Genomic DNA, 12765 nt, shown 5'->3' with positions numbered 1-12765 from the left:
TTGGGCCAGACGACTCTACTGAACTGTCACCGGATTGATGTCGAGCGCCACACGGAAGAAAGACTGATCAGAATTGATGCGAAGCATCAAGGCGTGTCTAACTCTCTACCTCTTTGCAGAGATGGGCTTTATACGAGTGGGTGAGAGTCCTCTTGACTTCTAAAATCAACGCCTGCCAACTCGCTTCAGAACTCTAAACTAAAATATGTCTATCGGCTCCGACCACATGTAGGTCTCCATAACCCCTTCCGCCGTCCTTAGTTCATCTCTCTGCGTGCGTCGACGCAATCTCACGTCGGCATCAATATCGTCTCTCCTCACTTTCAGCCACGCAAGATACTCTTCATCGTTGGTTGTGAGGGCGATGTTCCGATTTGTATACCGTTTCAGGATCGCCTCGTATGATTCCGTCGCCTGCGTAAAATTGTACTCCGTGTCGCCGTGCACACCCGTGATGCAGAGGTCGGGATTTTGCACGGAGCCTGTCGGAGAATATTCGAACACCCTTCGGACCCTGTCGATGAAGGCGTTTTTCTCGAATGAATTTACATCGATCGGGAACTTGAAACCTTGCGGGGCCGCCAGAAATGTAATCGCGTGCGCATTTATCTCGTCGAGCAGACGTCCCGGCGCGGCCGGCACTTCCTTTCGCGGCGGCCAGAAATCATAAACGGCATGGGCTCCCCAATAGCGTTCGTGATGAAAGGCATAGATTTCCGGATAGGTCGGAAGCGAGTGCTTTCTTGCCGGGCGGGCTTTATAGAAGGCCATCGTGGCCGTCTGGATCAGATGACTGGCGCCGACGCCGCCGAGAGGTTCATCGATAACGATCCCGAAGCGATCCAGAGGCCCCCAGCCGGGAAAGACTGCGTCCATCTGCGCGGCGGCGCCGTCGATGACGAAACGGAACTTCTCTTCCTGAAGTAGATGGGCAACGTGCATGCTGATCGCCTCCGGATGATCGCAAATGGTAGAGGCCGCACCGTTGCCGGTGCGACCTTCACAATCAGGTTTATTCAAGCAGCCATTTCTGGAACTTCAGGTTCACCTCGTCCTGGTGCTCCGCCCACCAGTCCATGTCCATCGGAATCTGGGTTTCGAGATGTTCCGTCGGCATGTTGCCCTTGAAATTCGGCTTCACATCATTGACCGCCGACGCGTTGGAGGGGCCATAGGGCATGAACTCGGTAAAGGCGACTTGCGGCGCAGCACTTGTAAAGAACTCGATCGCCTTCATCGCGGCTTCGCGGTTCTCCGCGCCCTTGGGCACCACCCACCAGGCGTTCTGCGGGGTCCAGTCCGTCCAGTCGATCGCGATCCCGCTCTCGGCATGCGCGGCGGCCCGGCCGATCCACAGGAGGCCGATGTCGGCTTCGCCGCTTATCAGCAATTGTTCCGACTGGGCACCGCTTTCCCACCAGACGATCTGCTCCTTGATCGTGTCGAGTTTCTTCAGCGCCCGGTCGACGTCGAGGGGATAGAGCTCCTCCGGCTTGACACCATCGGCGACAAGCGCGGCCTCGAGGAGGCCGCTTGCCGCGAACTTCCATGCGGTGCGATAGCCGGGGAATTTTTCGAGATCGAAATAGTCCCCTATCCCCTTCGGTCCGGCCTCGCCCACCGTCTTGGTATTGTAGGCGAGCACGGTGCCCTCGACGCTCTGAACCAGCCGGTATTTCTGCGCCATTCCGTCGATGAACTTCTCCTTGTCCACCACGGCGTAGTCGATCGGCTCCAGCCATTGGGCATGCGCTTCGAGCCCGAAGCTGTCGTCGACGATGACGAGGTCCCATGTAACGGCGCCGGCCTCGACCATCGCCTTTATCTTGGCGTTGCTCGCGCTGCTGTCGATGACCAGCTTGATATCGGGATTGGCGTGCATATAGGGATCGAACAGCGCCTTGACCTGCGCCTCCTGGAAGACGCCGCCATAAGTGGCGATCCTGATGGTCGTCTCGCTCGCCCAGACGGGGAAGGCCGCAAGCAGCCCCGCGCCCGCGAGCATGATCGATTTCCAGCTTCTCATGGTTATTCTCCTGTCCTGTTGAATCCGCGGCGCGTCATTCGGCGCCGTAGCCGACGACGCTCTTGATCTCGAGAAAATCGTGGATGCCGAAATCGGCGTATTCGCGCCCATTGCCCGACTGCTTGTAGCCGCCGAAGGAGGCCATCGTGTCCCAGGCCGGATAGTTGAGATAGACCGATCCGGCGCGCATGCGCGCCGCAACCTTGCGGGCATGCACGATATCCTGCGACTGGACGTAGGCGGCAAGGCCGTACACGGTGTCGTTGGCGATGCAGATTGCATCCTCCTCGTCCTCGTAGGACAGGATGGAAAGAACCGGCCCGAAGATTTCCTCGCGTGCGATGGTCATGTCGGGCGTGACGTTGCCGAAGACCGTCGGGCGGATGTAGTAGCCACGGTTGAGGCCTTCCGGACGACCGGGGCCCCCCGTCACGAGCGTGGCGCCTTCCCTGATCCCCGTCTCGATCAGGCGCTGGATCTTCTCGAACTGGACATCGCTGACGACAGGACCGAGATTCGTGTCCTCCGCCTTCGGATCGCCCGTGCGGAGCGCCTCGGCCGCCGTTTTCGCGATGGCCAGCGCTTCCTCATGGCGGTCCTTCGGAACAAGCATGCGCGTGGGGGCATCGCAGGACTGTCCGGTATTGCCGAAGCAGCCGCGAACGCCCTTGGCCACCGCCGTCTCGAAATCCGCGTCGGGCAGGATGATATTCGCCGACTTGCCGCCAAGCTCCTGCGCGACGCGCTTGACCGTATCGGCGGCCGCCTTGGCGACGATGATGCCCGCCCGGGTCGAACCGGTGAAGGAGACCATGTCGACGTCGGGATGCGACGCCATGACCTGTCCGACATCGGGGCCGGTGCCGTTGACGAGGTTGAACACGCCCTTTGGCACGCCCGCCGCATCCATCACCTCCGCGAAGACGATGCCGGAGATCGGTGCGATTTCCGATGGCTTGAGCACGACGGTGCAGCCGGCGGCAATCGCAGGGGCGACCTTGCAGACGATCTGGTTGAGCGGCCAGTTCCAGGGCGTGATCAGGGCGCAGACCCCGACCGGCTCCTTGACGATTACCGTCGTCCCGCGCTTTTCGCTGAACGAATAGTCCTCGAAGGCCTTGATCGTCGATTCGAGATGGCCCCGCCCCGCCCAGGCCTGCGCGTCACGGGCGAAGGCGAGCGGCGCGCCCATCTCTGCGGAAACGGCCTGCGCGATGTCCTCGAAACGCTCCAGATACACATCATAGACCCGCTTCAGGAGCGCGAGCCGTTCCGCCGGGGTCGTCCGCGAGAAGGTTTCGAAGGCAGCTTTCGCGGCGGCAACGGCCTTGTCAACGTCGGCCGCGGAGCCGACCGAAATCCGCGTGAATGCTTCCTCGGTTGCCGGATTGATGACGTCGAGCGTCCGGGGCGTAACGGGGGCGACCCACGCGCCGTCGATGTAGAAATTCTCGTGATTGCTCATCGGAGCTGTCCTTTCGTTTGGAGTGTCATGCGAGCACGATGCCGCCTTCGACGATCGGCCCCGTTTTCTCGAAGCGGTCGAGGGCGAAGGGCTTCATCCGGTGGTCGATCCGGCCCTTGGCGATCGCTTCCGCGAGCAGCTTTCCGGCAGCAGGCGCGCCGGCGAAACCGTAGGACCAGCCCGCCGAGAACCAGAGGTCCTTCAGGTCGGGGTGCTCGCCGAGCAGCGGGGCGTAGTCGGTCGAGGCATGGAACTGCCCGGCCCAGTGGCGCAGGATGCGGACCTCGCCGAGCTGGGGGAACATTTCCAGGTAAACCTTCGCCATGTTCGCCATCACGGGGACGTCGACCTTGAGCGACATGCGCGGCGTCTCGGGCACCTCGGTTCCGCCCACTACCTCGCCGCGCGAGGTCTGGTGGAAATAGGCGAGGCTGTCGATCAGGGCGATAGCCGGCTTGATGAGCGGCCGCGTCGGCTCCAACGCCATGGCCTCGATGCGCATGCCGAAGCCATCGAGCGGCACGGCGGCCATGGCGGCGATATCGGGATTGTTTGGCCCGGCGCAGGCGACGACGCAATCCGCCTCGATCCTGTGGTCGCCGACCAGCACAGCGCTCACGCGCGTGCCCGTCCGCTCCAGGCCGGTGATCTGCGTGCGGTAGCGGACATCGACGCCGTTATGTTGGCAGAAGGAAAGCAGCCCCTTCATCACCGCGTGGTGCGGCGCGACACCGCCCTCGGGCTGATGCTGCACGGCCCGGACGCGGGACTTGTTGATCGCGGGAAGAAGATCGTCGATCTCGCGGCGCGACAGCATGCGGCTGTCGACCCCGAGGCTCTTCTGAACCTTCAGACCTTCGAGCAGCATCGCCTCGCTCTTTTCCGTTTCCGACACGACGGAATAGCCGCGCTGCGTGAACATCACATTCTCGCCGAGGCGTTTTGACCAGGTTTGCCATTCCTTCACAGTCAGGACGAAGAGTTCGGTCCAGGCGACGGAGGCGAAGCCCGGCCGGATGAGCGTGCCGTTGCGGCCGGACGCGCCGCCCTGCCAGTATCCGGCATCGAGGACGAGGATGTCCCGCTGCCCCTGCTCGACCAGATTGAAGGCGACGGAAAGGCCCTGCACGCCGCCACCGATGATGACGACGGATGCGCGTTTGGGAAGGGGCGTATTCATCGGTCAGGCTCCACGAGGCTGGCGAGGCCCGCCGCCTGCGCCACGGTGATCGCGCGCCGGGGCGGCCGATGGGTGGGGCGGGCGAAGGCCTCCGGTTCTGTGTCGATGCGGGCGGCGAGCAGCGCCAGCATGTGCTCCCAGCAGGGAAAGCCCTGGCATGGTCCCATGCCGCAGGAGGTCAGCCGCTTCAGGACCTCCGGGTCCGTTTCCCCCGCATCGATGTGGCAGTAGAGTTCGCCGGCCGTCACATCCATGCAGGGGCAGATCAGGGTGCCGGGGTGAAGGTGCTTGCGGGCATGAATGCGCTCGTCGCCGAGGGCCGCCGCCCCGGCAACCGACATCCTGGCCGGAAGCGGGCGCGCCAGCACCTGGAACATCCCTTCTCCCGAAGCCTGAAAGCCGAGGCTCGGATCGATTCGCCACGGCCCGGCATGGATGACGGCATCGCAGCCGATCTCTGTACCGGCGCGGATGGCACTCACCCGGCGACGTCCTCTGATCTCGACGAGTTCCTCGACGGGGCCGCGATGAACCACGGTCACGCCGAGGGCCGCAAGCCTGTCCGCAAGGGCCTTCTCGGCTCCAGTTCCGACAACCGCGACGCGCCGTCCCGGCATAACGCCGTGAACGGCAGTGAGCTGGAAGGCGGCGTGCGCGTCCAGCACGCCGGGCAGATGGCTGCCCGGAACCAGCGGCGGGATCGACCGCCGCCCCGTCGCCAGCACCGCCGTCCGGGGATCGAACACCACGGCGCCGCGCCGATTGTCATGGGGGGCGGCGACCATCAGCGCGCCCTCACGGTAGACGCCGAAAAGCTCCATGCCCGTAAACAGGCGAACCTTCGGGTCAAGCGGTTCGATGGCGGTTCCAGCGGCGCTGGCGAAACGGGCGAGGCTTTCGCCTCTCGTGACGAGCGCCACGGTCTCGCCGTGCCCGGCGCGCCGATTTGCCTCCGCGATCCCGGCAGGACCGCCCCCGACGACGAGGCAATCCACCGCCATGCGCTCTCCGGGGACGAGTCGCGGCTCGGCTGCGGCATCGGCGGGACGCGCGACGCCGGCGAGGTTCGCCATCGCCCTTTCGGCAAGGCGATAGGCCAGACCGGCCTTCGGCATCCAGGCGCCATGCTCGAAGCCGCCATAGACGAACTTCGCCGGCACGGCCTGCGCGAGCTTTAGGAGGTCGAAGCGCGGCGATGGCCAGGTGTTCTGCATCTCGACGGCAAGGCCGTCCTCCACGCAAGTTTGGTCGAGCCGCACGTTCGGGCGTCCGTTCACACGGGCGAGCACGCCTGTCGGATAGGCACCGCTATATCCGAGAGGCCGGTGAACCTTGCGTGACCGTGCGAGCGTGGTGATCCCGGCACGCCAGAGGGCGGCGGCGACGCTATCGCCTTGCCGCGCCTCAATCCGCGTGCCGTTCCAGAGGAATGCCACCGTCCGCCCGTTGCTTACCATGCCCGTTTCCCCTTTTCGCCGTCACGCGCCGATGACGACGATATCGTCGGCGGTCCACGCCATGCCGATCCGGTCCCCGGCCTGCATGCCGGCGATAGTCGCGACATCGCGACTGCGAAGATTGACCTTGCCGCCATCGTTCATCCGCACAACGAGCCGGTATTCGACCCCGAGATAAATCTTGTCCTCGATCACCCCCACGCCCTCATTCGGAGCGCCAGAGCCCGCCGGAACCGCATGAATCCGTTCCGGCCGGAGCACTACGCAGGCCTTCTGCGCCGTGGCGATCGACACCGACCGGGGATCGTCCTTTGGGAGGTTGGCCTTCCAGCCATCGCCTTCCACGACGATCTCGTCGCCCGCCGGGTGGACAACACCGCGCAGGAGGTTGGCTTCCCCGATAAAATCGGCGACGAACTCCGAGCGTGGCTGGAGGTAAAGCTCGTGCGGCGTGCCGATCTGCTCGAGACGGCCGTCCTTGAAGATGGCGATGCGGTCGCTCATGACCAGCGCCTCCTCCTGGTCATGGGTCACGGAAACCACCGTCGCGCCGACCTGCCGGGTGATGTGCATGATCTCGATCTGCATCTGCCCGCGCAGCTTCTTGTCGAGCGCGGCCATCGGCTCGTCCAGAAGCACGATATCCGGCTTGAACACGAGGGCGCGGGCGAGCGCGACACGCTGCTGCTGGCCGCCGGACATCTCCTTCGGATAGCGCTTGGCGCAATGCGCCAGACCGACGATCTCGAGCATCTCCATGCCGCGCTTTTCGCGCTCGGCCCGCTTGATGCCGCGCGTCTCCAGTGGATAGCCGATGTTTTCGAGGACCGTCATATGCGGAAAGAGCGCATAGTCCTGGAACATCATGCCGATATTGCGCTTCTGCGGGGGAACGGCGGTCATGTCCCGGCCATCGATCAGCAAACGGCCGGCGCTCGGCTGGATGAAGCCCGCGATGGCGCGAAGTGAGGTCGTCTTGCCCGATCCCGAAGGGCCGAGCATGGTTAGGAACTCGCCCTTGCGAAGCTCGAACGACACGTTGTCGAGGGCTTTTACCGATCCGTAGAGCTTCGAAACCCCTTCGAGTTTCATGGCCGTGCCTGCGGTGTTCTGAAGGGCGGCGTTCATGATCTGGCTTCCCTGAATTTGTGCGAGAGGAGGACGCCCAGCGCCGACAGCACGATGAGGATCGCGGCGACGGCGGCGGTGGCGGGATCGAGGTTGGTGCGCACCTGGTTCCAGATCATGATCGGAACCGTGCGGGTCTGCGCATCGGCGAGAAACAGGGCAATGACGACTTCGTCCCACGACGTGATGAAGGCGAAGACGGCGCCAGACAAAACGCCTGGCATGATCAGCGGCAGCGTGACCCGTCGGAACGTAAACCAGCGGCTTGCCCCAAGGCCGAGGCTGGCGGGGGCGAGCGACGGGTTGACCATGCGCGAGCTTGCAAGGACCGAGACGACGACGAAGGGAATGGCGAGAACCGTATGGGCAAATACCAGCCCGGCCCGCGTCGCTACGAGCCCCCATCCGGAAAAGACCATGTACATCCCCACCGCGAGCACAATGACGGGCGTGACCATGGGGCTGAGCAGAAGGCCCATAACGACGGTCTTGCCGAGGAAATTATAGGCGTGCAGGGCAAGGGCGGCCGCCGTTCCGATCACGGTCGCAAGGATCGCTGCGGCGAAGGCAACGACGAGGCTGTTGAACAGCGCTGCCTGCCAGTCCGATGCCCCGAGGACCTTGCCGTACCATTCCAGGGTGAAGCCGACCGGCGGGAACTCGAGCGTCTGCGTCGTCGTGAACGACATGGGGACGATAATCAGTGTCGGTAGCAGCAGGAAGACCGCCGTCAGGCCGACCACGAGCCAGAAGAGGATACGTCTCAGCGTGTTCATGTCAGATTTCCCCCTTGCGGCGGCCGCGCATTTGGAGCGCCGTCCGCGCCGCGCCGAACAGACCGAAGGCCATCGCCGTCAGGACCATGAGAACCACGGCAAGTGCCGCGCCCAGGCCGAAGTTGAGCTGCTCGTTGAACTGGCCAGCAATCATCTGCGCGATCATCATGTCGCGCGGGCTGCCTAGGAGGGCCGGCGTTATGTAGAAGCCGAGCGCTAGCGTGAAGGCGAGGATCGCGGAGGCCGCGACACCGGGCAGCGACATCGGGAAATAGATTCGCGCGAACCCGCGCAGCCAGCTTGCGCCGCAGATCGACGAGGCTTCCATGAGGCGCAGGTCGATCTTCTTCATCACCGTGTAGAGCGGCAGGACCGCGTAGGGTAGCAGGATATGCACCATGCCGATGATCACGCCGAGCGGCGTGCGGATGAGGCGGACCGGCCTATCGATCAGCCCGGCGGCGATCAGGAAATCGTTGATCAGGCCGGTGTTCTGGAGCAGGACGATCCAGGAGAAACTGCGCAGAAGCAGGCTCACCCAGAAGGGGATGAGCAGGGCGACGGTCAGGACGAGCAAGGTCGCGCGGCTGCCATGCGCCATGGCATAGGCATACGGATAAGCGATCGCCACCGTCACGGCTGTCACGATGAGCGACACCCGGAAGGTCTCGCCGATGACCCGCAGGAAAACCGGCGTGGTGAAAATCTGGTCGTAATATTCCATGCTTCCGCCCGGCAGCGAGATCGCCACGAGCTTCAGCAGCGGAAACAGAAAGAAGAGCGCAAGAAACAGGACCGACGGCGCAATCAGCCAGAAAGCTGGCGACACGCGCGAGAGCGGACCCGCCGTCACAGACTCGCGGCGATCGTTAGTTGAGACAGTCATCTTATGTCCGAACACGAAGTTGAGGCTGGACCCGTCCGCTTCGACGGATGGGTCCAGCGCCGATTGGCCTTACTGGAGAAGCCATTCCTGGAAGCGAAGATCGACCTTTGCACCGTTTTCGGCCCACCAGTCCGCATTCATCAGAACGCGCGTGTCGAGGTGATCCGTCGGCAGGCTGCCCTTGAACCTGGCGTCTACGGAACCGAGCGCGTTCTTGTTGGACGGACCGTAGGGCATGTATTTCGTGAACTCGATTTGCTGGGCCGGCTCGGTAAAGAAGCTGATCGCCTTCATCGCGGCTTCTTTGTTCTTGGTGCCCTTGGGAACCACCCAATATCCGGTCTGCGATGTCCAGTTCGTCCAGTCGATCTTGATGCCCTTTTCGGCAACGTTCACGGCTCGCCCGACCCAGACGAGCGCCATGCTCGCTTCGCCGCTTGAGAGCAACTGCTCCGACTGCGAGCCGCTTTCCCACCAGACAAGATCAGCCTTGACGGTATCGAGTTTCTTGAGGGCACGCTCCACGTCAATCGGGTATAGCGCATCCGGCTTCACGCCGTCGGCGATGAGTGCAGCCTCGAAAATGCCGGATGCCGCATATTTCCAGACAGCGCGTGCGCCGGGAAATTTCTCCGTGTCGAAGAAGTCGGCGAAGCCCTTGGGCCCATCGCCGCCGAACTCCTCGCCATTATAGGCAAGTACCGTGCCTTCGATGTCCGACGCCACGCGGTAGGCTCCCGCGGCGCCCTCGATGAACTTCGACCTGTCGACAATGGAATAGTCGATCGGCTCAAGCCATTGCGCGTCGGCATCGAGGCCGAAACTGTCGTCGGTCAGGAGCAGGTCCAGCGTGACGTTCCCGGTCTCCACCATCGCCTTGAGCTTGGCATTGCTCGACGCGCTGTCCTCGACGATCTTGATCTCCGGATTCGCAGCCATGAACGGCTGGAAATAGGATTTGGACTGGGCTTCCTGATAGACGCCGCCATAGCTCGATATAGTGAGGGTGGTGTCGGCGGCATTGACGGCGGTGGCGGCGAAGAGTGCCGCGAGCGCCGTGATCGCAAGAATATCACGCATGTTCCAGTTCCCCATTCATTTGCTTGGAATCGTTCGGCTTTGAGAGTTAAACCGCTGCCTGAACGGCGATCTCGACGAGAATGTTCTCCGCGGCGAGGTTGGCCTCCACCGTCGCCCTGGCGGGCAATGCGGTCTCCGGAATCCAGTCTTCCCAGACCTTGTTCATCGCTGCGAAATCCGCAACGGCATGCTTCAGCCATACCTGTGCGAAGAGTATCCTGGATTTGTCGGTTCCCGCCTTGGCGAGAAGCTCGTCGATGCGCGCCAGCACCTGGCTGGTCTGGCCGGCGACATCCTGGCTGCGATCAGCCGGAACCTGGCCCGTGACATAGGCAATGCCGTTGTGAACCAGCACATGACTCAGGCGCTTGCCGTTCGGTTCAAAGCGTTGAATGGACATTCGTTCTCCTTGGTCTCTAGGTTTGTTGCTTGAGCGCGCCGGAGGGCTTCAGCCCTTTCGCGGCGCTGGAAATCGCCCGTGCCGTGTTCACGAGCTGCGGGGCGAGGTCCGAGAGAACCTGCTCCGGCCGCCAGCGGCTGAACGGCACCGAAATATTGATCGCCGCGAGCGGCTGGCCTTCGGCATTGACGACACTCGCGCCGATGGCGATGTCGCCCACGTAGATTTCCTCTGTGATGAGGGAAAATCCGTCCTTGTGGGCGCGCTGCACAAGCGCCATTATGGCCGCCGACTCCGTCACGGTATGCGCGGTGAACGCCACGCGGTTGGACCGCTCGATATAGTCGGCGGCCGTCGCGACGGGCAAAGCCGAAAGATAGGCACGCCCGGAGGCGGTGCAGTACATGGGGAGGCGCTGTCCGATCGGAACATGGATCGGCATTTCCTTGTGGCTGGTGAACCGTGCCACATAGACCATATCCGTTTCCCAGGGTTCGAGCAGATTGCAGCTCTCTCCGGTCTGACGGTTCAGTTGCTGGATGAACGGATTGGCCCGCTCGACCAGTTCCGCGGTCTGGAGATAGCCGGTTCCCATTTCCAGGGATTTCACCGTCAGGCGGTAGCGCTTGGAGCTGCCGTCACGGGCGAGATATCCCAAGGCTTCGAGGGTGAACACGGAGCGCTGGATCGTGCTCTTGTTGAGGCCCGTGGCATCCGCCAGCTCGAGCAGGTTCATGGCCGGCCTGGACGGGCCGAACGCGGCGAGAACGGACAGTCCCTTGGCAAGGGCGGTGACATAGAGAGGTGAGTTTTCGGCTTCGGTCATTGTAGCCAATCGCGTACGGTTGATGGGAGCCGCACTCATACCATTCCCCCCATCGCTGTCACTGCACTCTAGGCGGAGTTCCGAGGAGCGGTGTGCGGGGCGAAAGCCCTGTATGTCGCGTTTCGTGGGTGCTGAATGGGACATCCGCTCAGTCCGCCTTGCGCACTTCACGTGCATCCTTGGCATGCAACCAACGATACGCCATCCACTGACCCAGTCGAATGAAGGATGCGAACGGATAGCGCTCCGGCTCCCGGGTGAGGAACGTCGCGCCCGTCTCGAACGGCTTGCCTGCCGCCATCATTGCGAGCCTGGTGCCGAGGTGGACGGAGAAGGACACGCCGCTGCCCGCATAGCCGCCGGCAGTGAAGACGTCGCTGAGACCGGACACCCGATAGCAGAACGGCAGGGAATTGCGGGTGACGGCGACCCAGCCGCCCCACCAGTGCGCCACGCCGATCCCGGCGAGCGCGGGAAATTTCCGCGTCATCGCATCGTAGAGATACTGGCGATGACGGGGCGCTCCGGCATCGGCGCCCGAGATGGCGCTGCGTCCACCGAACAGCATCCGGTTGTCGGGAAGACGGCGATAATAGAAGAGCAGGCCGCGAGTGTCGAACATGCAGCTGCCCGACGGCAGGCTCGCCTCGACCTGCGCCTGTGTCATCGGGGCCGTGACGATGATCTGCGAATGGACAGGGAGAATACGCCCAGCAAGCTGCGGATGCAGCTGCGACGACGTATAGCCGTTGGTCGCCACGATGACGCGCTTCGCCCGAACCGTCCCGGCTGGCGTCGCAAGATGATGCGCGCCGCCTTTACTCTCCCAGCCGACGACAGGAGAATTCGTGTGGATTCGTGCCCCATTGCTGCGCGCCATGCGATGGATGCCCTGCGCGAATTTCAGGGGATCGATGGAGAACCCATCGGGCAGATGGAGGGCGCCATGGCTTTCTGGTCCCTCGTGGATACCGCGCAGGCTATCGGCAGCCATGAAACGGGCGGGATAGCCAAGGATGCTGTTGTAAAGCTCTTCTTCCCGCTTGAGCGTATCGACGTGACTCCCGAACGTGGCAACCTTGTAGACGCCATCCGGTTGCTTGTCGCAGTCGATGCCGTCCGCTATCAGGGCACGAACGGTTTCGAGGCCTTGCCGGAGCTCGCCGAAATAGGCCGTGGCGACGTCTGGGCCATATTTCTTCACCAGAGTCGACCACGGCACGCGACCGCCGGAAATACGAGCGAAGCTGCCGTTGCGTCCACTGCACCCCCAAGCGGAAGACCGGGCCTCCAGCACGGTGGCGCTGATCCCATGCTCACGCCCCAAGGCGAGCGCGGCCGACAATCCCGTATAGCCGCCGCCGATGATCGCGACGTCGACATCGATGTCGCTATCGACCGCACCATCGTCGTCAGGCGTTTCCTGGCCGACTTTCGACCAGTAAGAGTCCGGGTTCGACTGCCTGCCATCGGGAAATGGGTGAACAAGAGGATCGTACATCTGCACCATCTATCGCTATGCGATATTTAAATATCGATAA

At 62.9% G+C, this 12765-nt stretch carries 12 protein-coding genes; all 12 read right to left on the bottom strand.

Annotated features, from left to right (window positions below):
• Nucleotides 1-198: 198 nt before the first annotated feature.
• Nucleotides 199-1020, bottom strand: coding sequence for a hypothetical protein (locus KYK29_RS07315; protein WP_254690233.1), 822 nt, complete (start codon nucleotides 1018-1020; stop codon nucleotides 199-201).
• Entirely contained in the window at nucleotides 1013-2026 is a 1014-nt protein-coding gene (locus KYK29_RS07310; protein ID WP_254690232.1) for an ABC transporter substrate-binding protein, read from the bottom strand. Before KYK29_RS07310 ends, KYK29_RS07315 begins: the two co-directional genes overlap by 8 nt.
• A 34-nt stretch (nucleotides 2027-2060) precedes the next feature.
• Nucleotides 2061-3491, bottom strand: a complete 1431-nt coding sequence (locus tag KYK29_RS07305; protein WP_254690231.1) for an aldehyde dehydrogenase family protein — start codon at nucleotides 3489-3491, stop codon at nucleotides 2061-2063.
• A gap of 25 nt (nucleotides 3492-3516) precedes the next feature.
• Nucleotides 3517-4671 (bottom strand): NAD(P)/FAD-dependent oxidoreductase, encoded by a 1155-nt coding sequence (locus KYK29_RS07300; RefSeq protein WP_254690230.1) that lies wholly within the window; start codon nucleotides 4669-4671, stop codon nucleotides 3517-3519.
• Nucleotides 4668-6128, bottom strand: coding sequence for a 2Fe-2S iron-sulfur cluster-binding protein (locus tag KYK29_RS07295; RefSeq protein ID WP_254690229.1), 1461 nt, complete (start codon nucleotides 6126-6128; stop codon nucleotides 4668-4670). Before KYK29_RS07295 ends, KYK29_RS07300 begins: the two co-directional genes overlap by 4 nt.
• A gap of 21 nt (nucleotides 6129-6149) precedes the next feature.
• Nucleotides 6150-7256, bottom strand: coding sequence for an ABC transporter ATP-binding protein (locus tag KYK29_RS07290; protein WP_254690228.1), 1107 nt, complete (start codon nucleotides 7254-7256; stop codon nucleotides 6150-6152).
• Nucleotides 7253-8032 (bottom strand): ABC transporter permease, encoded by a 780-nt coding sequence (locus KYK29_RS07285; protein ID WP_254690227.1) that lies wholly within the window; start codon nucleotides 8030-8032, stop codon nucleotides 7253-7255. The genes KYK29_RS07290 and KYK29_RS07285 overlap by 4 nt, the downstream gene beginning before the upstream one ends.
• Before the next feature lies 1 nt (nucleotide 8033).
• Nucleotides 8034-8918 (bottom strand): ABC transporter permease, encoded by an 885-nt coding sequence (locus tag KYK29_RS07280; protein ID WP_254690226.1) that lies wholly within the window; start codon nucleotides 8916-8918, stop codon nucleotides 8034-8036.
• A 69-nt stretch (nucleotides 8919-8987) separates the two neighbouring features.
• Nucleotides 8988-9998, bottom strand: a complete 1011-nt coding sequence (locus tag KYK29_RS07275) for an ABC transporter substrate-binding protein (protein ID WP_254690225.1) — start codon at nucleotides 9996-9998, stop codon at nucleotides 8988-8990.
• A gap of 46 nt (nucleotides 9999-10044) precedes the next feature.
• The gene (locus KYK29_RS07270) at nucleotides 10045-10398 is read right to left on the bottom strand and encodes a RidA family protein (protein ID WP_254690224.1); all 354 of its coding nucleotides are present in this window, start codon (nucleotides 10396-10398) and stop codon (nucleotides 10045-10047) included.
• Between the two features lie 16 nt (nucleotides 10399-10414).
• Nucleotides 10415-11224, bottom strand: coding sequence for an IclR family transcriptional regulator (locus tag KYK29_RS07265; protein WP_254690223.1), 810 nt, complete (start codon nucleotides 11222-11224; stop codon nucleotides 10415-10417).
• Nucleotides 11225-11372: 148 nt separating this feature from the next.
• On the bottom strand, nucleotides 11373-12734 hold the full coding sequence (locus KYK29_RS07260) for an NAD(P)/FAD-dependent oxidoreductase (protein WP_254690222.1): 1362 nt from the start codon (nucleotides 12732-12734) through the stop codon (nucleotides 11373-11375).
• Nucleotides 12735-12765 lie beyond the last annotated feature (31 nt).

Source organism: Shinella daejeonensis (genome assembly GCF_024281235.1).
Taxonomy (GTDB): Bacteria; Pseudomonadota; Alphaproteobacteria; order Rhizobiales; family Rhizobiaceae; genus Shinella; species Shinella daejeonensis.
This window is presented reverse-complemented; position numbering and strand designations above follow the sequence as displayed.

Excerpts from the sequence above, each read along its gene's own strand:
- KYK29_RS07285 (WP_254690227.1), bottom strand. The coding sequence starts at position 8,032 with ATGAACACGCTGAGACGTATCCTCTTCTGGCTCGTGGTCGGCCTGACG.
- KYK29_RS07280 (WP_254690226.1), bottom strand. The coding sequence starts at position 8,918 with ATGACTGTCTCAACTAACGATCGCCGCGAGTCTGTGACGGCGGGTCCG.
- KYK29_RS07310 (WP_254690232.1), bottom strand. The coding sequence starts at position 2,026 with ATGAGAAGCTGGAAATCGATCATGCTCGCGGGCGCGGGGCTGCTTGCG.
- KYK29_RS07290 (WP_254690228.1), bottom strand. The coding sequence starts at position 7,256 with ATGAACGCCGCCCTTCAGAACACCGCAGGCACGGCCATGAAACTCGAA.
- KYK29_RS07260 (WP_254690222.1), bottom strand. The coding sequence starts at position 12,734 with ATGGTGCAGATGTACGATCCTCTTGTTCACCCATTTCCCGATGGCAGG.
- KYK29_RS07275 (WP_254690225.1), bottom strand. The coding sequence starts at position 9,998 with ATGCGTGATATTCTTGCGATCACGGCGCTCGCGGCACTCTTCGCCGCC.
- KYK29_RS07300 (WP_254690230.1), bottom strand. The coding sequence starts at position 4,671 with ATGAATACGCCCCTTCCCAAACGCGCATCCGTCGTCATCATCGGTGGC.
- KYK29_RS07270 (WP_254690224.1), bottom strand. The coding sequence starts at position 10,398 with ATGTCCATTCAACGCTTTGAACCGAACGGCAAGCGCCTGAGTCATGTG.
- KYK29_RS07295 (WP_254690229.1), bottom strand. The coding sequence starts at position 6,128 with ATGGTAAGCAACGGGCGGACGGTGGCATTCCTCTGGAACGGCACGCGG.
- KYK29_RS07265 (WP_254690223.1), bottom strand. The coding sequence starts at position 11,224 with ATGACCGAAGCCGAAAACTCACCTCTCTATGTCACCGCCCTTGCCAAG.
- KYK29_RS07305 (WP_254690231.1), bottom strand. The coding sequence starts at position 3,491 with ATGAGCAATCACGAGAATTTCTACATCGACGGCGCGTGGGTCGCCCCC.